This window comes from Streptomyces sp. NPDC059010 (assembly GCF_042740355.1).
Lineage (GTDB): Bacteria > Actinomycetota > Actinomycetes > Streptomycetales > Streptomycetaceae > Streptomyces.
Genome location: NZ_JBHYJA010000005.1, coordinates 243,254 through 263,035, shown reverse-complemented (window position 1 = coordinate 263,035; position 19,782 = coordinate 243,254). Strand labels below are relative to the sequence as shown.

Annotated in this window: 15 protein-coding genes and 2 pseudogenes; 6 read left to right on the top strand and 11 right to left on the bottom strand. The window is 69.6% G+C overall.

Annotated elements, in window-relative coordinates; genetic code table 11:
• Position 1: 1 nt before the first annotated feature.
• From ACFWYS_RS07415 to ACFWYS_RS07385, 7 genes are all read right to left on the bottom strand, one after another.
• Complete coding sequence (locus ACFWYS_RS07415) at positions 2-1,807, bottom strand: RICIN domain-containing protein (RefSeq protein WP_384764619.1); 1,806 nt, start codon at positions 1,805-1,807, stop codon at positions 2-4.
• A 78-nt stretch (positions 1,808-1,885) separates the two neighbouring features.
• A complete protein-coding gene (locus ACFWYS_RS07410; protein WP_384764617.1) occupies positions 1,886-4,027 on the bottom strand; it encodes a beta-galactosidase in 2,142 nt (713 codons plus the stop codon).
• Positions 4,028-4,055: 28 nt separating this feature from the next.
• Complete coding sequence (locus tag ACFWYS_RS07405) at positions 4,056-4,985, bottom strand: carbohydrate ABC transporter permease (RefSeq protein ID WP_384764615.1); 930 nt, start codon at positions 4,983-4,985, stop codon at positions 4,056-4,058.
• Entirely contained in the window at positions 4,982-5,905 is a 924-nt protein-coding gene (locus tag ACFWYS_RS07400) for a carbohydrate ABC transporter permease (protein ID WP_384764613.1), read from the bottom strand. Before ACFWYS_RS07400 ends, ACFWYS_RS07405 begins: the two co-directional genes overlap by 4 nt.
• A 1-nt stretch (position 5,906) precedes the next feature.
• Positions 5,907-7,286 (bottom strand): ABC transporter substrate-binding protein, encoded by a 1,380-nt coding sequence (locus tag ACFWYS_RS07395; RefSeq protein ID WP_384764612.1) that lies wholly within the window; start codon positions 7,284-7,286, stop codon positions 5,907-5,909.
• A gap of 299 nt (positions 7,287-7,585) precedes the next feature.
• Positions 7,586-8,719, bottom strand: a complete 1,134-nt coding sequence (locus ACFWYS_RS07390) for a LacI family DNA-binding transcriptional regulator (RefSeq protein WP_384764610.1) — start codon at positions 8,717-8,719, stop codon at positions 7,586-7,588.
• A 525-nt stretch (positions 8,720-9,244) separates the two neighbouring features.
• Positions 9,245-9,943 carry a class I SAM-dependent methyltransferase gene (locus ACFWYS_RS07385; protein ID WP_384764608.1) on the bottom strand — a complete coding sequence of 233 codons (699 nt, stop codon included), beginning with the start codon at positions 9,941-9,943 and terminating at the stop codon, positions 9,245-9,247.
• Positions 9,944-10,013: 70 nt separating this feature from the next.
• On the opposite strand from ACFWYS_RS07385, the gene ACFWYS_RS07380 reads away from it, so the two are divergent.
• From ACFWYS_RS07380 to ACFWYS_RS07365, 4 genes are all read left to right on the top strand, one after another.
• Positions 10,014-10,484 (top strand): cupin domain-containing protein, encoded by a 471-nt coding sequence (locus ACFWYS_RS07380; RefSeq protein ID WP_384764606.1) that lies wholly within the window; start codon positions 10,014-10,016, stop codon positions 10,482-10,484.
• Positions 10,485-10,554: 70 nt separating this feature from the next.
• Positions 10,555-10,944, top strand: coding sequence for a helix-turn-helix transcriptional regulator (locus tag ACFWYS_RS07375; protein ID WP_384764604.1), 390 nt, complete (start codon positions 10,555-10,557; stop codon positions 10,942-10,944).
• Between the two features lie 223 nt (positions 10,945-11,167).
• Positions 11,168-11,320 (top strand): hypothetical protein, encoded by a 153-nt coding sequence (locus ACFWYS_RS07370; RefSeq protein WP_384764602.1) that lies wholly within the window; start codon positions 11,168-11,170, stop codon positions 11,318-11,320.
• Between the two features lie 210 nt (positions 11,321-11,530).
• Entirely contained in the window at positions 11,531-11,752 is a 222-nt protein-coding gene (locus ACFWYS_RS07365; protein WP_384764600.1) for a helix-turn-helix domain-containing protein, read from the top strand.
• A gap of 506 nt (positions 11,753-12,258) precedes the next feature.
• Here the strand turns inward: ACFWYS_RS07365 and ACFWYS_RS07360 are convergent.
• From ACFWYS_RS07360 to ACFWYS_RS07345, 4 genes and pseudogenes are all read right to left on the bottom strand, one after another.
• Entirely contained in the window at positions 12,259-12,462 is a 204-nt protein-coding gene (locus ACFWYS_RS07360) for a cold-shock protein (protein WP_381631729.1), read from the bottom strand.
• A 608-nt stretch (positions 12,463-13,070) separates the two neighbouring features.
• Positions 13,071-13,237 (bottom strand): annotated as a pseudogene (locus tag ACFWYS_RS07355) (pirin family protein); the annotation flags it as partial.
• A gap of 822 nt (positions 13,238-14,059) precedes the next feature.
• Complete coding sequence (locus ACFWYS_RS07350; protein ID WP_384764598.1) at positions 14,060-17,569, bottom strand: SpoIIE family protein phosphatase; 3,510 nt, start codon at positions 17,567-17,569, stop codon at positions 14,060-14,062.
• Between the two features lie 242 nt (positions 17,570-17,811).
• Positions 17,812-18,051 (bottom strand): hypothetical protein, encoded by a 240-nt coding sequence (locus ACFWYS_RS07345; RefSeq protein ID WP_384764596.1) that lies wholly within the window; start codon positions 18,049-18,051, stop codon positions 17,812-17,814.
• A 77-nt stretch (positions 18,052-18,128) separates the two neighbouring features.
• Here ACFWYS_RS07345 and ACFWYS_RS07340 point away from each other — a divergent pair.
• Both ACFWYS_RS07340 and ACFWYS_RS07335 read left to right on the top strand, forming a co-directional pair.
• A pseudogene (locus tag ACFWYS_RS07340) lies at positions 18,129-18,317 on the top strand (NAD-dependent protein deacetylase 1); the annotation flags it as partial.
• A 798-nt stretch (positions 18,318-19,115) separates the two neighbouring features.
• Positions 19,116-19,685, top strand: coding sequence for an SMI1/KNR4 family protein (locus tag ACFWYS_RS07335; protein WP_384764594.1), 570 nt, complete (start codon positions 19,116-19,118; stop codon positions 19,683-19,685).
• Positions 19,686-19,782 lie beyond the last annotated feature (97 nt).

Sequence of the window (19,782 nt, the reverse complement as noted above, 5' to 3'; positions counted from 1 at the left end):
CCTACTGGACGAGCTCCCAGTCCTGCGAGCCGTCGGTCGCCGCGTTCTGCAAGGTCAGCTGGGCCCCGGCGGACGCGCCGGTCAGGTACAGGCTCGGGTTCTTGACGGACTGCAGCTTGTAGAAGCCGTCGTCGGTCTTGACGAGGTTCCAGCTGCCCGTGGCGCTGTTGTCCACCCACTGACCGATCTTCTGGCCGGCCGTCGCGTTCCCGGTCCAGATGGCGGCCGCGCGACCGCCCGACTTGTTCAGCAGCGTCTTGCCGCCGTTGGGCTCGGTCACGATGTGCCAGAACTGAGTGTCCGCGTTGGCCGCCGATCCGGGGGCTTCCAGACGGACGTCGGGAACGTCGCCGTTGCCGATGTTCGCGTCGTTGGTCTTGTTCCCGGTACCGATCACCTGATCCGTCTTCCGGTTCACCAACTGGAAGTAGGGGCCGTCCGAGTGGCCGAGGTCGACCTCGGCGAACCTGAGCGTCGAGGTTCCCTGGTTGTTGAGTATCGCGATGCGGCCGGTGCCCTCGACGTACTGCAGGTTGCGGCTGTAGCCGGCCTGCGAAGTCGTCTGGTACTCCTTCCACGCGCCGTCGCTGCGGCCGCTCTCGTTGACCCAGACGTTGCCGCTGCTCGCGGCGTTGTACACCAGCCGCCCACCGGGAAGCCTGATGAGGACGGGGCTGCCGTTGGCCGAGAGAGTCCGCGAACCAGAGTCGACCGGCAGTGAGTTGACCCCTGTACCGGTGGGCGAGCCGGTGTGGAACTTCAGCGGGTCGTCGGCGATCCGGTATCTGGTGTTGGCCCCGCCGCCCCAGTACTCGTAGGTGAGCATCCACTTGCCGTCAGTCGTGCGGACGACGTTCGTCATGCCCGGCCGCCCGCCTCCGATCTCCGTCTTGCCGCCGCCCATGTCCTGAGTCAGTCCGGCGATGTCGACGACGGGGGCGCTCCACGCCGCGCTGCGGCCGTCCCAGGTCTTGTGCACGAGGATCTGGCCGAGCGAATCCCTGGCGGTGTCGTTCGCCGGGTCGAGGGTCGGCACTCCCGTGTTCGGGTCGAAGCCGGTGTAGTCGTTCTCGTCGGAGTAGTAGCAGACGAGCCTGCCCTTGTGGACCATGAGGTACGGCTCCCAGAGGGGGTCCACCTGCTTGTCCGTGTTCGCGGCGGCGATGTTCTGACCGGTCGCGCCGGCGCTGCCGCCCTGCCAGCCGCCGGTGGCGACGACGTTGACGACCTTCCATGTCGCGCCGTCGTCGGTGCTGGAGTAGAGGGCGATCGCCATGTCCTTGCGGTCTCCGTCGTTGGACGGCGTCCAGTCGGGGTCGGCGGCCTTGTGCTCCTTGTAGTAGTAGTCGTCGCCCGACACGACACTGGCGAGCAGCAGGGTGCCTTGCTTCAGGTTTCCGACGTCCTGCGGAAGGACGTAGAGGTAAGGGTTTGTCCAGTTGCTCGTGTACCTCGCGTACTTGGGGTCGCTGGAGAGGTACGCCGGCGCCCTGACCTCGGACAGCGGCTGCCACGACGTGCCGTCGTCGTCACTCTTGTAGACCGGGAGCGTCTGCTTGTCGGCGCTTGCCGTCTCCGTCACGACCGTGGACTTCTCGAACGACGCCACCAGTCGCCCACTCGGCAGTTGCGCCGACTTGGGGTAGACCGCGCAGTTGCCTCGCCCCTTCAGACACGGTTCGCCGCCGAGTTGGTACAGGATCCCGCCCGTCGGGTTGTACGCCTGCGCGGCGGACACGGGGATGGCCAGCAACGCGGACGTTGCGGCGAAGGTTCCCAGTGCCTTGCCCAGTCTTCTTCTCTGCATGACTCTCCTTCGGCGATGCCTACGGTGCTGCCCGGGTCCTGCGATCGCAGGTGGGCGGGGTGGGGTGGGGTGGGGTGCTCAGTCGGCGACGAGTACCCGTACGTCCCACGGGCCGAGGTCCAGCGCGGTGCCGGCCGGTACGGGACCGTCGTTCAGGGCGTCGGAGAGGTACACCGGGGCCTGGACACGGGCGGGCTGCCAGCTCCAGTTGTGGACGACGTGGACGCGGCGCCCGTCGGGGGCCGTACCGGTCGTCGCGGTGACCGATTCCGGCAGCTCGCCCCAACCATGGCGGGCCGTGGGGGCCAGCCAGGTCGCCAGCGCCCGGGCGAGGGCCCGGTCGGGGAGCGTGCCGACGTAGGTGACACGGCCCTCGCCGTGACGGCGGGTGGTGATCGCGGGCCAGCGGCCGAAATGCGGGTGGTCGTACGCGGCGAGCACCTCGGCGTCGGTGACGGTCAGGCCGTCGGCCCAGCGGGTCGCCGCCGCCTCCTGCGGCAACTGCAGCGGGCTGCCGGGTACGGCACGGACCGGGATGTCGGCCGCGAGGTTGCTGAATTCGTCGTACGTGATGCCCGCGGCCTCGGTGAGGCGTCCGGGTTGCGGTTCGAGGCGGGCCCGGGCCTCGTGGTCGGCGTATCCGGTGCGCGGGCCGAGGACCAGGTGGCCGCCCGCGTCGGCGTAGGCCGCGAGCCAGTCGAGGGTGGGGTCGGCGGCGATGTACAGCCCGGGGACGACCAGTACGGGGTGGCGGTGGGCGGCCTCCTGCGGCGTCATGCCTTCCCGCTCGCCGAGCGGGTCGTGCAGTTGACGGGCGTGCACGAGGCGCACCTGGCGGCCGGCCTCGAAGGCGCCGCGGTAGAAGGGGTCGAAGATGCGGTGGTAGGCGGCAGGGTCGGGGGCACCGTCGGCGGTCGCGAGCGGGGGGTGCTTCTGCATCAGCCACTTGCTGGGCGTCGAGTAGACCATCGTGATGTCGGCGTCCGGTTCGAGCCCGGCGACGAGCGATCCGGCCGTCTCGAACTCGGCGCCCAGGCGGGCGAGTTCGGCGTATGCGCGGCCGGGCTGTCCGCTGTGCGGCAGGACACCGCCCCAGTACGTCTCGGCGCCGAAGCGCAGGGTCTGCCACTGCCAGTACTCGATCATCCGCGCCCCGCGCGCCACGTGCGCCCACGCGGCCTGCCGCCACTGGCCGTCGTAGGCGGGGCGGTTGTCCCAGGCGAAACCGATGGAGCTCGCGTTGGTCTCGGTGACCAGGAACGGCTCCTGCCGGGAGGAGAACATCCAGTCCGCCGTCTGGTACATCGACCAGACGCCGGTGGTCTTCCAGATCTGCTCGTGGTCGTCCGGTGTGGGGTCGGGGAGCAGGAGGGCGTCCTGCATGTCGTAGTACGGGTTGCCGGAGGCGATATCGAGGCGGGCGGACAGCTCGTCGTCCGCGACGCCCTGGCGGGTGTAGGAGATGCAGGTGGTGACGAAGTGCCCGGGGCGGGCGTACTCGCGGACGATGTCCGCCTGCCAGCCGATGAACTCGGTGACCTGACGGGCCTGGAACTCCCGCCAGGCGACGTCGTACTGGGGCTGGACGTTGCCGTCCGGGGTCCACAGGTCGGCCCAGTCGGACAGCCGGTGCGACCAGTACACCAGGCCCCATTCGCGGTTCAGGGTCTCGACATCGCCGTACTTGCCGCGCAGGTGGTCGACGAAGCGCTGGAAGACGCCCCGGTTGTGGAAGAGGTGCAGGCCCGGTTCGTTGTCCACCTGCCAGCCGATGACGGCCGGATGGCCGGCGTACCGGGCGACGATCTTGCGGATGATCCGCTCGGCGTGGAAGCGGAACGCCGGGTGGGTGAAGTCGACCTCCTGGCGGGCGCCCCAGCCGAGGCGCTGTCCGGTGGCGTGTTCGCCCGTGATCTCCGGGTACTGGCGGGCCAGCCAGGGCGGCACCGCGTACGTCGGGGTGCCGATGATGACGGAGATGCCCCGCTCGTGGGCGCCGTCGAGGACGGGCTGGAGCCAGTCGAGGTCGAAGCCGCCGTTCTCCGGCTCCCAGGTCGACCAGACCGACTCGCCCACGCGGATCACAGTGAAGTTCGCCGCGGCCATCAGGTCGAGATCGGTCTTCAGCCGTTCGGCGGGCCGCAGTTCGGGGTCGTACCCGGGCGTGTACTCGTGGTAGTAAGCGGCGCCGAACAGGACTCGGGCGGGCAGATCCGCCATGAAGGAACCTCCGGAAAAGTAGGGGGAGTTACTGCTTGACGCTTCCGGTCGCCAGACCGCTTTGCCAGTAGCGCTGGAGCAGGAGGAAGGCCATGACGAGCGGCACGACGGAGATCAGGGACCCGGTCACGACGAGCGGGAGCATGTCGCCGCCGGCGCCGGCCCCACCGTTCTGCGCCTGGGCTGCCCAGGAGGAGAGTCCGACCGTGATGGGGTACAGGTTCGGGTCGTTGAGCATGATCAACGGCAGGAAGTAGTTGTTCCAGGTCGATACGAGGGTGAAGAGCAGGACGGTCACCAGTCCGGGCGCCAGCAGCCTGAGCACGATCCGGAAGAAGATCCGTGCCTCCCCTGCCCCGTCGATGCGGGCGGCCTCCAGGAGACTGTCCGGGACGGCGTCGGCCGCGTAGACGCGCATCAGGTAGAGGCCGAAGGGGTTGACGAGGGAGGGCAGGATGATCGCCCAGGGCGTGTTGACCAGGCCGACCTCGGCGAACAGCAGATAGGTCGGGATGGCCAGCGCGGTGGCCGGGACCATGATGGCGCCGAGTACGAGGTTGAAGGCGGCCCGGTCACCGCGGAAGCGGTACTTGGCGAAGCCGTATCCTGCGGCGGCCGCGAGCAGTGCGGCGCCGAGCGCACTGACGACGGCGTACCCGGCGGTGTTGAGCAGCCAGTGCACGAAGACGCCGTCGTCCTGTGTGAAGGTGGCTTTGATGTTGGCCGACAACTGCGGGGTGCGGGAGAACCACAGGCCGAAGCTGTTGAACAGGTCCTGTGTGTTCTTGGTCGAGGCCACCAGCAGCCAGAACAGCGGGAGCAGGAAGTAGGCCAGGGCCGCCAGCATGGCGATCGTCAGCGGGGTGCTGCGGCGGCGGGACGTGGTGCGGCGTCGCGTCGGTGCGGCGGGTGCGGGGCCGGCCGGTGCGGTCGTGGCCTTCGGCATCGTCGTCGTCACGTGGCCCTCCTGCGGTTCGCGGTCAGCAGCACGACGTAGGAGGCGATCACGATGACCAGGCCCAGGAGGAAGGACACCGTGGCCGCGTAGTTGACCTGGTTGCCGGTGAAGGCGAGGGAGTAGGCATAGAGGTTGGCGGTGTAGGAGCTGCTGATGACGTCGGGGGCGATCTTCATCAGCAGGTTCGGCTCGTTGAACAACTGGAAGCTGCCGATCACCGAGAACAGCAGGGTGAGCAGCAGAGCGGGCCGCAGCGCCGGGAGTTTGATCGACCAGGCGATGCGCCAGGCGCCCGCCCCGTCCATCGCGGCCGCCTCGTACAGGTCCTGCGGGATGGTCCGCAGGGCCGCGTACAGGATGATCATGTTGTAGCCGACGAACTCCCAGGTCACGATGTTCGCCAGGCTGCCCAGCATCCAGCCCTCACTGAGGAACCGCGGGGCCGGCACGTCCAGGTTGCGGCTCAGCTGGGCGAACGGACCGAAGTCCCGGCCGTAGAGGTAGCCCCACATGAGAGCGGCCACCACACTGGGCACCGCGTAGGGCACGAAGATGCCCAGCCTGATCACACGTGCCAGCCGCAGCAGGCCGCTGTCGAGGGCGAGGGCGAACACCAGGGCCAGCAGCAGCATCAGCGGCACCTGGATCACGAAGAACAGGGCCACGCGTCCGACGCCGTGGAGGAGGAGCGGGTCCTTCAGGGCGGTGACGTAGTTGTCCAGGCCGACGAAGACCGTTCCGCCGATGAGGCGTTGCTGGAAGAGGCTGAGGTAGGCGGCATAGCCGAGGGGGGCGAGGAACAGCAGGAGGAAGAGGATCAGGAACGGGGCCACGAACAGCGGCCCTGCCGCGCCGGACCGGCGGCGCGGCGGTCCCGATCGGCGCGGCTTCGCGGCCTGGCCCGCAGTCGGGACAGCCACTTCAGGCCCCCTTGACGGTGAAGCCCTGCTTCTTCGCGTACGTCGTGAGCCGCGACTGCCACGTGCCGAGCGCGGAGACGGTGTCGGACCGGTCGGCGAGGGACTTTCCGACGGTCTCGGTCCAGTCGGTCGCCGCCTGGTCGAGGAACGGCGGCCACTGGAACGACGTGGGGACCGTCTCGCTGATGCCGGCGAAGATCTGGTTGACCTTCTGGCCGCCGTAGAAGGCAGGCGCGTCGCCGGTGAAACTCGGGTCGGCGAGCAGGGACTTGGTCGCCGGGAAGAAGAACTGCTTGGTGGCGAACATCCTGGCGCTGGCCGGGTCGCTGTTGAGGAACTGGGCGAACCGCGCTGCCGCGATCGCGTTCCTGGTGGACTTGATGACCGCGGTCGTGGAGCCGCCCCAGTTGCCCGAGACCGGCTTGGACGCGTCCCACTGCGGCAGCGGCGCCGCGCGCCAGTTGCCGGCGGTGGCCTTGGCCGAGCCGGACAGGAAGGCCGGGCCCCAGGCCGCGGTGAGCCAGGTGGCGTACTTGCCCTTGTTGAACCCGGCGTACCAGCCGTCGGTGAAGTCCGGGTCGGTACTGATGACGCCTTCCTTCGCGAGCCCGCCCCAGTACGCGCCGAGCTTCCTGGAGACGGCGTCGTCGACACTGATGGAGAGGTCGCTCCTGCCCGGGGTCGCATACGGTTTGGCGCCTGCCTGCCACAGCAGGCCGTGCCAGGCGGCGGGTTCGTTCCGCGCGAGGTTGGTGAGGTAGACGTCCGGGTCGGCCTTGTGGAGCCTGCGCGCGGCCGCGGCGAACTCGTCCCAGGTGGTGGGCACTTGGATGCCGTGCTTGTCGAAGATGTCCTTGCGGTACAGCATGCCCATCGGACCGGTGTCCTGGGGTATCGCCCAGACCTCGCCACCGGGTCCGCCGACCTGGCCCCATGTCCAGTCGACGAACTGGTCCTTCAGCGCCGAGGCGCCGTACGGGGCGAGGTTCAGCAGGCTGTCCGTGATCGTGAAGGTGGGGATCGCCTGGTACTCGATCTGCACGAGATCCGGTGCGCCGGTGCCGGCCTTGAGCGCGGTGCGCAGCTTGGTGTAGTGCTCGACGCCCTGGCCGGAGTTGACGACCTTGACCTTGATCGCGGGGTACTTCTTCTCGAACAGCGCGATCTCCTGCTGGATGTCCGGCACCCAGGTCCAGAACGACAGCTCGGTCGGCGTCTTCATCGCCTTGTCGATGTCGGCCTGGCTCGCCGGCTCGGCGGACGAGCCGGAGCCGCTGTCGCCACCGCAGGCGGCGAGCGCGGCGCCGAGGGACACCGCGCCGGTCGCGGCAAGGAAGCGCCGACGGCTCATGGAGGAGGTGGGAACGAAGGACCTGGGCATGGTGAACTCCCGCCGGTGGGAAGGGGAACGGAGCGCCTGGCGAGGGCGCGTCGTGAAGGTGGGATGGGAGGAGCGTGCGGGGAAGTGCGGGGCGCGGACTGCCGAGGCATCGGGGTCGCCATGCTCGGGTCGGCGTCACAGGGGCCGTGGCCGACGCGCGTGACGCGTACCGACGGCGGAGGTCCACAGCCGTGGAAGGGCGTTGAGGGGCGGTGGGCGCGGGCGGCTCACCGCCCGGCTACTGGTTCGCCCATCGGCTCAGCGGCCGTGAGCGGGTGGCGTCGGCCGGTGAGGGCTGGTCAGTCGGTGGTCGGCGGTCCGTCTGTGGGCGGAGGCGCGTGTGCTGGGCCGCGGCGTGCACGGGGGGCCGTACGTCGCCCGCCTGCCGGGGTCTTCCGGACCGGCGGGGGTGCGGTCGAGGCGCGGACGACAAGCTCGACCGGCGGATCGTGCGCCGGTGCCGACTCCGCGTCCGGCTTCTCGATGGCCTGCACCAGGAGCCGCAGCCCCTCCTGTGCCACGGCGTCGAAGGGCTGGCGCATCGTGGTCAGCGGAGGAGTGACATAGCCCGCGACGGGGACGTCGTCGAAACCGACGACACTCACGTCGTCCGGCACCCGCAGACCGGCTTCCACCAGCGCTCGGACCAGTCCGATGGCCATGTCGTCGTTGGCGGCGAACACCGCGGTGACATCGCCGGCAGAGGCGAGCAGTTCGCGGCCCGCCACGTAGCCGGACTCGGCCGACCAGTCGCCCACCATCACGGGCGGCTGTTCCCGGCCCTGTGCCTCCAGCGCCGCCCGCCAGCCCTCCAGACGGTCCCGGGCGGCGAACCATCGCTGCGGACCGGCGAGGTGATGGACCGTCGGATGGCCCAGACTCAGCAGATGCTCGGTGGCTGCTCGCGCCAACGACTCCGCACCGGCCCCCGCGGTCACGGCCCTGGGGCCGCCGAATGCCGCGGGCGCGCCGAGAACGAGGACCGGCACATCGACGCTGAGGGAGACCGCCCCCTCGTCGATCGGTTCCGATATGACGATGCCGTCCACGCCCTGTTCCAGCAGGGACTCCACAGCGCCGGCGACTCCGCCCGGGTCGCCCTCCAGCGTGGTGACCACACGGAGGGCATAACCCGCGTCCCGCGCGGCCCGCTCGATGCCGGTGAGCAGTGAGGCGGGGCCGTACAAGGCGGTTCCCAGGGTGACCACGCCGATGGAGCGGGAGCGCCCCGAGGCCAGTGCACGGGCCGCGCTGTTGATCCGGTAGCCGAGTTCCTCGGCGGCTTCGAGCACCCGCCGACGCACCTCGTCCGACACGTACCGCTCACCGTTGAAAACCCGCGACACCGTCTTCTGCGAGACGCCGGCCAGCCGGGCAACGTCCACGCTGCGCGGCGCGGCGGGGCTTCCACCCCGTCCTCCCACTCGCGTCATCTGGTGTCTCCCGCTGTCCGTCGGCTCAGATCCTAGCGAGTCAGGGACGGCCGTCCGGGGCCGACCGCTTTATGACTGCGCTGTCATGACTGCGGTGTCATATCTACGCAGCCGAACAGAACGTGTCAAGGCTTCACACAACATCGCAGCACCGAACCGCGCCGCACGGCGGCTTCCCCACGCGCCAATCACTGTCGCGGAGTGCAGAGATCCAGGGCCCTGCTACGCCTCGCAGAGGTCGGCCACCGCCGACAGTGATCAGGGTCTAACCCATGACCGCTTCAGCGTGCCACGAATCAACGCCTGCGCTTCGAGCCGCGGTCCAACGACTACCGCAGCTGGCGTGGAACGCCGATGGTCGACGACTGGCTGAGCACCTGCCACGCGCATGGCCACCGCCCGGCCGAGACCAGGCCCCTACCGACGCCGCTGACCTTCTCCATGCAAGGCTGAGCACTCGCCGGTCAACTGCGTGATCGGTGCCGGGTGTTGGCGGATGCCCGGCACCGGGCGGTCCGACCCGGGCTAATTCTGGGCCGGCCCACTCGGGTGGGCCAGTTCGATGCCGACTCTTCCGCCGATCCGCAGGGCCATGGTGCGGGTTGACTCCACAGTGAAGCCGGCGGCGGCGATCCGCTGCGGAACGGCGTCACCGACGTTGTCGCGCAGTTGTTCGCGCATCCGGCCGCGCCTCCCGCCCTGACGGCGACCTCGGCCGTGCATGTGGTCATGCCCGTGCTCGTCGAGCACCGCGTCGGCCAGGACGAGGAGCCCGTCGGGCCGCAGCACGCGGCGGACTTCGGCCAGCAGTGCGTCCTTCGACGTGCTGTCCAGGTGGTGCAGCATCAGGCTGGAGAAGACCCGGTCGAACGAGCCGTCGGCGTAGGGCAGTTCCTGGGCGAACCCGCGGTCCAGCCGTACGGTGAAGCCGGCCCGCCGGGCCTTGCGCCCGGCGCGGGCCAGCGCCTGCGGGTCCGGGTCCAGCCCGACGAGGTCCACGTTCCGATGCCGCTGACCGGTCGCCCGCAGCAGGTTCCCGGTGCCACAGCCGACGTCCAGCACCCGGTGCCCGTCCCGCAGCCGGGCCAGCGTGATCATCTCCTGGTGGATCGGGCGCAGCCCGAACACGTGGTGCATCACGTCGTAGAGCGGCGTCAGGAAGTGCTTCCCCATGCCCGGGATGTACTTCCGCTCGGTGAGCGGCTGAGACATTTTTTCGGTCATGCCCTCAGTCTGACTGCGTCCGAAGCTGCGGACCTGTACCGATCTGCGGCTTCAATGGGACGATTCAACGGTGAGGACTGTACGCAAGGCACCCAACCGGGACCGGCCGGCGACCTACTCGATACGGCCGACACCCGGCGAACTGCCCATGGCGACCTGGCGGCTGGAGCACGGCTGGGAGAGTGACTGGGAAAGCACCGGCACCTTCGAGGAGCACGCCCACGACTTCCCCGGCCTGGCGTACTTCCAGACCGGCGGCGGACTGCTGCGCACCGGCCGGCGGGCCTGGCCGATCGAGGCCGGCGACCTGTTCGTCATTGCACCCGGCGACGTGATGGGCCATGTCCACGCCACCGACCTGGCCCAGGCCCATGGCTGGGGCGTGTTCTTCACGGCCGACGCGCTCGGCCCGGACGTTCCCGGCGCTCACCTGGCCTGGCGCACGCACCCGCTGCTGTTCCCGTTCGTGCGCGGCGGAGCGATCGGCGCCCTGCGGTTGCGGGTACCCGAACCGGACCGACCGGATCCAGGCCCTTCATGATGAACTGGCGCAACGCCAGGACGGCTACCGGGAGGCCGCGTCGGCCCATCTGACACTGCTGCTGGTCGCAGTGTCCCGGCTCGCCGCCGATGTCGTGGGCGACCTGCGCGAGAACCGGGAACCACTGCTCGCCGAGGTGTTCGAGGTCATCGAGCAGCGCTACCCACAACCGCTGTCCCTGCGCGACGTGGCCGGCGCAGTCAACCTCTCCCCCGGCCACCTCACCTCGACCGTGCGCCGACGGACCGGGCGTACCGTACAGGAGTGGATCACCGAGCGACGGATGGTGCAAGCCCGGCGCCTGCTGGCCGCGACCGAACTCCCCATCAGCGAGATAGGCAGGCACGTGGGCTTCCCGGACGCCGGCTACTTCGCCCGCACGTTCGGCAAGGTGCACGGAATGAGCCCCGCACAGTGGCGCCGAGCCGGCACCGATCCCGGAAGCAGGCCGAGGCGCTGAGCAACCCGGGAAGCCACCTGCATGGCCTCCTCCCGGCTCGGGCCGAGCCCTGCCGAAAGCCGCTGTAACCACGCCGAGTGCCTACCAGCCCGTACGTAAGCCCTCACTCGCGGGCATCGGCTTCGGCATTCTGCTAGACGCGTTCACTCAGAAGCTCGCGCCCGCGATCGTCCTCGGAGTGGCCTACGGCGCCGTGTGGTGGGCCCTGGGCGCTCCGTGGAGCATGCCGGCGAACATGGGCATGCCGGTCTTCGAATGGAACGACGTGACCAACTCCAGCCTCGGCGGCCACCTGGTGTTCGGGCTGCTGGCGGGCCTCACTTTCGCCGTAATCGCCCAGGTGACGGCGGGGCGTGCCAGCGCGGCCGGCCGATGACCGCGACTGCGCCCGCGACGCCGGACGGCCCCGGCCGACTGCCCCGGGTGCCGACGACGGCTCGGTCCCGTACTGTCTGGCCGAAGGCGCCGACGCCCTGGCCGCCCCCGTCTCGGGCGGCGCACCGCCGCCATGGGCCCCGGGGCGACGCGAGGAGTCCCACCGCATGATCGACCACGACGCGGCAGACGACGACCCCGACCGGACCTGGTGCATCTCCGAGGTCGACATCTTCCGCGACCTCGGCGACGCGGCCGCAGCCCGCAGATCGCGCTCACCCACCAGCAGATCGCCGCACTGGCCGGCACCTCCCGGGAAACCACTACCAAGGTGCTGCGCGACTTCGCCGACAAGCAGCCGATCCGCCTGGCCCGCGGCCGCATCTCCGTGCTCGAACGGGAGCAGCTCGCCGATCACGCGGGGGGCAGCTGAACCGAAAGCGGGCCCGTCCGGCCACCAGTCAGCAGTGGGGCGAACGCGTCGCCGGCCCGGACGTCCTCGGAAGGGGGCCCGTCGGCGCGGCAGCGCTGGAGCCGGGGAGACAGACGGCGAAACTGCCTGCGCTGTGCGTGCACAATGCCACCCGCTCTCACCTCTCCGCGACCCGCTCCAGCAGATCCTCGCGCTCCCCGGGCGGCAGTTCCTCACCGGCGTCGAGCCGGTCCGGTGGCATCCAGCTGGGCGCGCAAGACAACCTCAAGAAGATCTCTTCGTCCGTCCACCTTCACGGATCACGATCCGCCTAGTGCTTGTCCGATGGGTCCGCGTAACTGCCTTACAACGCAGTCGGCGTGGGGCGGAGGGATCTACCGAACGACTAGCCGAGTGCTCGACAATGCACGACGCCCCGCCTTCCGGACCGTACAGGTCTGGACGGCGGGGCGAGACGGGCAAGCCCCGGCCGGTGGGATCACTGGCCGGGGCTTCTTCGTGCGTCGTTAGGCAGGAGTGATGTTCTCTGCCTGTGGGCCCTTCTGGCCCTGCGTGATGTCGAAGCTGACCTTCTGGCCTTCCTGAAGCTCACGGAAGCCCGAGCTGGCGATGTTCGAGTAGTGGGCGAAGACGTCGGGGCCGCCGCCGTCCTGCTCGATGAAGCCGAAGCCCTTCTCCGAGTTGAACCACTTCACAGTGCCTGTAGCCATGTGCCTGTCTCCTTCGAGGGACTCGTATCGGGCCCCGCACCGTGCGGGGTCCGGAGGTGATCGCCCTGGTCCGGAGAGGCGTTGAACAGCAAAAACGCCCGTGACTGCGATCACGGGCGAACGGGACTTCGGAACCACGACTGCTGATCACGACGCTACACCGGCTCGTGACGCTCTGCCACTCAAACACGGAGTTGGTCTCGCAGGTTGTGTTACGGGGGCAGAGCACCAGATGGCTGTCCACCGCCAAGCCGACACTCCGGCCTGCGTCCGACCCCACCAATCCACGATCAAGGTCCGGACTATGCGCGGGCGCTCGACGCCACTCCCAGCCTTGTCGTCTCCCTACAGCGTCAGTCAAAGAAGGCTGCCGCCCCCCGACCCAAGCACGGCCGGACCCAAACACGGCCGGACCCAGCCCAAGTCAGCATCAGGTCAGCAAACGTCCTGCCACAGCTGCCCACAGACAGCCACACCGTGGAATCGCCCGCGCCTCGGAACCGCTCCCGAAATCCTCCTGCCGCCCTCCCACCAGCGAACCAAAGACGGGAGACACCATCCGACCGCCTCCCGCTCGCCACTAGCCTGCCTTCAGGCATTCCCGCAGGTCAACGAACCCTACCGCGCGGCTTCAGGGGCACCGCAGGCAACTCAGGGGCACACAGTGGATCCCCGTCGTACCCCCCTGTGCCTCCCCGAACCGTGAGCCTTCCTTCCAGTCCTGGCGAGCCTGTACGTTCCCTCACTGAGGTCGCCCGACCCAGTTCGAGAACAACTGGGCGAGCTGCAGCCATCGCTTCAACACCCTGATGCGCCGCGGGACAACGCTCGGGACGACCGTCGCCTCCACCGGAACGTAGGGGCAGCGAGTTCAGGAGGATCACCGTGACCACGGCGGGCATGCACGTCCAGCACCTCTTGGGCACGTCGGCTGACGCCCAGCCCGACCACCAGGTCGGCGGCGCCACCTGTCGGCCCTGGGAAGACGCCTCGTCGTGCCCAAGGGGCGACGATGGATGACGCCTGCGGTCGTCTCCCCCGAAACCGTAACGCTCGTTGAGGCCTTGTGAGCTTGGGAACGCGTTGGCATCGCCAACTAGCCGACCCACGGGCTTGGTTCAAGCAGGTGAGCGAGCAACTGGGCCTGTCCGCCCTCGCCCAGCGGGTCGGGCCGCTGCGCGAGGGCGTGCTGCTCCCACACTGGCTCGCTTACCCACAATGCCGCACCACCGGGCGGGACGGCGAGGAAGACCGCTGGTGCCAGCCGGCGGCCGCTACGAGCTCGCTTCTGAGGAGGTCGGCGCGGGAGGCAACTTCTCGATCAGTGCGTCGTCGGCCTCCATGCCGCCTGGGGCGGAACGTGAACGTCGCGGCGCTGGTCTACGGCATCCTGGCCGTCATCAACATCTCCTGGGCCCGCACCCCGGAGAAGACCTGGTGGGAAAGCTGGATCGTCCTGCCGTGCGGCGTGGTCGTCGTGGTCTCCGGCCTGCTCTACATGTTCACCGCCCATCACTACGGCCGCGGGGCGTCTCCCCCGGTGACGCCGTACCGCAGAAGCGCGGCGCGCCCTCAGACTGCCCTGCGGGTCGCCGGTTCAATGCGATGGCTCGGCGGTGGCGGCGAGCAGGGCGGTGTCGTCGTCGACACGGTCGGGGGTGTTCAGCAGCTCCAGGGCTCGTTCGGTGATCAGCTGCGGGTCGGTGCGGGCGGCGGCGGGCAGAGTGCTGCACGTCTGTCGCAGGGCCGCCAGGCAGCCATCCAGGGACAGCGCTCGGTTTTCCACCAGGCCATCGGTGTACAGCAGCAGGCTGGTGCCGGGCGGGAACGCCACCTCGCGGTCGACCGGCGTGCTGCCCAGTCCCAGCGGCAGCGCCGGGGGCAGCTCCAAGTAGGTGGTGTCGGCGGCTATCAGCAGGGGTGGCAGGTGCCCGCTGGAGGCGTAGCTCAGGCTGTGGCGGTGTGGGTCGTAGACCGCGTACAGGCAGGTGGCGAAGCGTTCGGCGGCGAGCGATTGCAGGTAGGCGTCCAGCCTGGCGAGCACCTGGGCCGGGCCGGCGCCCTCCATCGCGAGGCTGTGCAGCGCGGAGCGGAGTTGCCCCATCACGATGGCGGCTTCCACGTCGTGGCCCATGACGTCTCCGATAGCCAGCCCCACGGCGCCATCGGGCAGTGCGAGCACGTCGTACCAGTCACCGCCGACCTCGGCCCCGCGGTTGCTGGCCCGGTAGTGCGTGGCCAGGCGCACTCCGGGCACCTGGGGCAGGCGGTGGGGCAGCAGGGCGCGCTGCAAGGAGAGGGCGAGGTGGCGCTCGTTGCGGTAGCGGGTCGCGTTGTCGTATGCCAGGGCCAAGCGGTGGGCGAGGTTCTCCAGATACTTGCGTTCGACCGGGGAGTAGTCGGCGCGCCGGACCAGTACCAGGGCGCCCAGTGTCCGGCCGTGGGCGTGCAGCGGCAGGGCCAGCATGGCGGCGGGCGACGGGTACGGGCCGGTTGGCGCCGGGGCGGTGCCGTTGATCGCGTGGGTGGCGGCGCCGGCCAGGACCTCGCGGGCAACAAGGCGGGTTCCGGCGCTGTATGCCAGGGGCGACTGCGCCGGGGCGGGTTTTTCGGCGGTGAGGTGGATGCTGATCTGGTCGGCGAAGTCGGTCAGCAAGATCTGGCCGGCGGTTTGCAGTATCTGGTCCGGGTCGAGGGTGGCGGACAGCCGTAGGCCCGCGTCGGCCAGGGAGGCCAGCACGGCCAGCTGGTTGCGGGTCTCGGTGAGGACCTCTTCGCGCAGCCGGGACAGTTCCAGCCCGGTGCGGACGCGCGCCAGCAGTTGGCGGGCGGAGAAGGGTTTGGCCAGGTAGTCGTCGGCGCCGGCCTGCCGGCCCTGCACGGATTCCTCCTCGCCGGCGCGGGCGGTGAGCAGGACGATGGGCAGGCGGGCGGTGCGCGAGTCGGCGCGCAGCGCCCGGACCAGCTCGAAGCCGTCCATGCCGGGCATCATCACGTCGCTGAGCACCAGCTCGACCGGCTGCGCCAGAGCAACCTCCAGGGCGGCCCGGCCGTCGGCGGCAAGCAGCACGTCGTAGTCGGGCTGCAGGAGCTGGGTGAGGTAGGCCCGCATGTCGGCGTTGTCGTCGACGACCAGCAGGCGGGCCCGGCGGGGGCGGTCGGTTTCGTACGGACCGGGGTCGTGGGAGGCATCGTGGGTCGCGGGGGCGTGCGGGGTGCGTGTCGCGGGGGTGGCGTGGGCGGCTGCGGCGAGGTCGGGCGCCAGCCAGCCCAGCGCCTCGTCCACATAGGCCGCGGCGCGGCCGGGCCGGCCGCCTCCACCTTCCCTGGGGGTTTCATCGCGGGATACGTCGCCGGCCGCGGACGGGGCCGGGCGCGGCCGGTGGCCGACGGCGAAGGGAAGGTCCACGGTGACGTTGGTGCCCTGGCCGACCCGGCTGTCCACGCTGACGGTGCCTCCATGCGCTTCCACCAGATCCTTCACGAGCACCAGGCCGAGGCCGCTGCCCTCGTGGGAGCGGGAGCGGGCGCCGCGGACCCGGTAGAAACGCTCGAACAGACGCGGCAGCTCGTCCGCGGGGATGCCGGTTCCGGTGTCGGTCACGGTCAGCCGGGCCCGGTCGCCGGCCGCGGCCACCTGTACCCGGGCGCCACCGGTGAAGGTGAACTTCAGGGCGTTGCTGAGCAGGTTGAGGACGATCTTCTCCCACATCTCCCGGTCCAGGGACACCGGCCTGGACAGCGGCGGGCAGTCCACCTCCAGCGTCAGCCCGGCCGCCTCGAAGGCGGAGCGGAACACCCCGGCCAGCTCGGCCGTGGCACCGGCGAGGTCGACCGGCTCCAGGGCCGGGCGTATCTGCCCGGCATCGGCCCTGGCGACCTCCAGGAGAGTGTTGACCTGCTTCAGCAGGCGCAGGGCACCGCGCTCGGCCAGCTCCAGCTGCTCGCGCCGCTCGGGCCGGTCCTCGTCGGCCAGAACCTGCTGGAGCGGGCCCAGGAGCAGGGTGAGCGGGGTGCGCAGTTCATGGCTCACGTTGGCGAAGAAGGTGGTCTTGGCTCGGTCCAGCTCGGCCAGCGCCTCCGCCCGCCGACGCTGCTCGTCGTGGGCGAGCGCGGCCGTCAGCGCTCCGGCCACCGCGGCAGCGAGCACCTCCAAGAAGTCCCGATACGCGCCGGCCGGCGGGAAGCAGGGGTTGATGCCCACTACCAGGACGCCGCCCACCTGGCCCGCACAGTCCAGCGGCAGAGCCATTGCCTCCTCGACGGGGAGCCGGGCGGCCGCGGCGTGCTGCCCGGCCGTGTTGCCCCCGGTGAGCGCGGCGGCCGGCAGCGTGGCAGGGGCACCGTCGGCGATCACCTGCGCCAGCCGGGCCGCGATCTCCGACCCGTCGGCCGCACTCGGCGAGATGACCTCGGGCGCCGGCTGGAGACCGACGGAAGCAGCCGGCCGCAGCATCCCCGGCTCGGAGGCCAGGTACAAGCCCAGGAACGGGATCTCCTCGGGATACGAGCCCAGCACCTCCGCAACGACGCGGGCGACCTCGCCCGGCGTGAGCAGCCCGGCGGTGCGGGCGCCGGTCTCGCTCAGCAGGCGCAGCCGGCGCTCGCCCAATACCCGGCCGGTGGTCTCGGTGATGATCTGCAGCACGCCGCCGGCGGTGCCGTCGTCCAGCAGCACGGGCTGGAAGGAGGAGGAGAAGTAGCACTGTTCCAGAAAGCCGTGGCGCTCCATGATGAGCGGCTCATCGCGGATCAGCAGGGACTTGCGGGTGTCGATCACATAGTGGAAGTGGGAGCTCACGGGATGGGCCCAGACTTCGGGGAACACGTCCTTGTACGGCTTGCCGAGCGCCCAGGGGTGTTTGGCGCCGACTATGGGTGAGGAGCCCTGGTTGTACAGCGTGGCGAATTCAGTGCCCCAGTACAGAGCCATCCCGTGCTCAGAGGTGAGCATGAGGCGCATGGTGTCCACCAGGGGCCCCGGCCAGGACTCGGGGAGCCCGAGCGGCGTCGCCGCCCACTCGATCCCGGCCAGAAGCTCGCCGAACGCCCCGGCCTCGGCGAACATCCGGGCCGCCGCGGTGCGCGGGTCATCGGGCCGGGTCATCGAGAGATGTTCCTCCTGGCACCCATGTGATCCGCCCGCGCCCCTGCAAGGCTGCCGACGACCACTCGCTGCGGACCCTCCGGTCTGATCGGACGCCTGGTTCCGACGGTCCTGGCGACACTTCTGCCAGAATTGCAGAGTTAAAATAGTCTAAACTGCGATTTCCTCAGAAGTGTAGGCTTTCAAGCCTTCGCCGACGGCGGCGATCATCGAGTCGCAGTCCCTGCGGGCTGCCGACACCGTCAGTCGTGGACTACCTGGGCTTGCTGCTGGTTGTGGTGATGGTCTCCGCCGCGTGCGTCCAGGACCGGGATGTCGCGGTGCCGCTGCTGCAGCGACTGCGTGAACTCCATGGCAGGATCACCCCGGTGCCAGCCGACTACGGCTACGCCGATGCGCACGGCAACCTGCGCGCCGCGCAGCATGTAGCCGGCCCGGCTGATCACCGCTGCGGCACCGCTCAGCCGTCCGGGCACAGGCATTCGCCCCCGCAGCCGGCCACGGAACCCGGCCGCCGTGCCAGAGGACCTGACGGCAGCCCACTGCGTACGCTGGCGGCATGCGCATGCGCCCCACCCTCGCCTGGGCCCCGACCATGGACTGGCCGTCGGCCACCATGGATCTGGAGCCGGTCGCGGATGCACTGGACACCGGCGGTGTGCTCGTACTCAGCGGGGCGGGCATCTCCACGGAGTCGGGTATCCCCGACCATCGAGGCAAAGGCGGGAGCCTGAGTCGGCACACGCCCGCAGCCATGTCCGTGAGTTCCGCCGTCAGCGCGGCAACCTAGTGCGCCACTCTCAACTCCCAGGTCAGATCCGTGCTTTGTGTCCGCCCGCAAGCATAGAGGTGCAAATAGGGTGTAAAGATCATTCCGAAGAATGGTGCCAGACGCCTCCCCGCACCGAGATGGCGACAAGTTCGCCCCCTACCGAGTCGGTGGCGTCAGCGAGCAGGCCTGAGGACACGTTGGTGTCGCCGACCGGTCGGTGGGCTGGTCGGCGTAGTAGGTGGACAGGGCGGAGCCTAGGATGGCCATTGTCGCGGTACTTGCGCACGTTCAGGATCGGCCGGCGCGCCCGCTGCTCCCAGCTCACGAACGCAACCAGTGCGAGACCGACGACGACGGCGGTGACGGCCCTGGCGCCCCAGCCGAAGTACGGGCCCTTGACTGCGGGACCTGATCGCCGCAGATCGGCCGGGTCCTGGCCGTCACGCTGCTCGCGCTCGCCGCGGCTCTGCCGGCCGGCGAGAGCACCATACGTTCCTCAGCTGGGCCCGCAGGGGCACACACCGGCGTGTCCATGAGGAGCTGGCGGGCGGTCACCTCGCGAGCGGACGGTCCTGCACTGTGGGTCGGAAGGCGCCGAGCAGGGGACAGTCAACCCACTCCGAGTACCATTCCTGCGAGGTTTTCCGGTCGGCGCTGTGCAAGGTGGCTTTCTTGCGCGCGCTTCGGGATTGCGGCACCCGGCGTCGACGCTTCGAACAGTAGCTCGCAGTGGCGCAGCCGTAGAGGGCGTTCGTACAGAGAGGATCGTGGGGAATGGGCGTGGTGGAGAGCTGGTCCCGCGTGATGAGTCTTCTTCAGGAGCACGCCCCGGCCGATCATGCGGATCTGCCCGGGCCGGCCACCGAACAGATGCTCGCGGCAGCCGAGGAACGGATGGGCATCCCGCTTCCTCGGGAACTGCGGACGTGGCTGTTGCAGAACAATCTGGATCTTCCTGAGGAAGACGTGGACGACGATGTGGAATGTTGCGGTTTCGCCGGGTTTCCGGACGAGGGAACCTTCTTTCTGGGCATCCGGGCGATAGAGAAGCTCTACGCGAACCGCTCCATGCCCGGTGGGGTCAATCCTCCGGATCAGCCGGACAATCCGTTCTGGCGCAATGAGTGGATCCCGTTCCTGTCGGACCAGGACGGCTGGACAGGAAAGTTCATCGACGTGCGGGACGGCAGTATCGGCAGGTGGTTCGTGGGTGAGATCACGACCACGGGCGAGTACGTATCACTGGCGCACTATTTCGACTCCATGACGGAAATGCTCACGAAAATCGCCGATGGAAGCCATCCGACCTGCGCGGTCGCCGAGGGACGACTCGTCTGGTTGTGAAACCAAAGTGGGGCCCCCCGGGGGGGGGGGGGGGGCGGGGTGTTGCCGGGTGTCGGGTGGGGGGGGGGGGGGGCCCCCCCCGGGACACGCTGTGGGG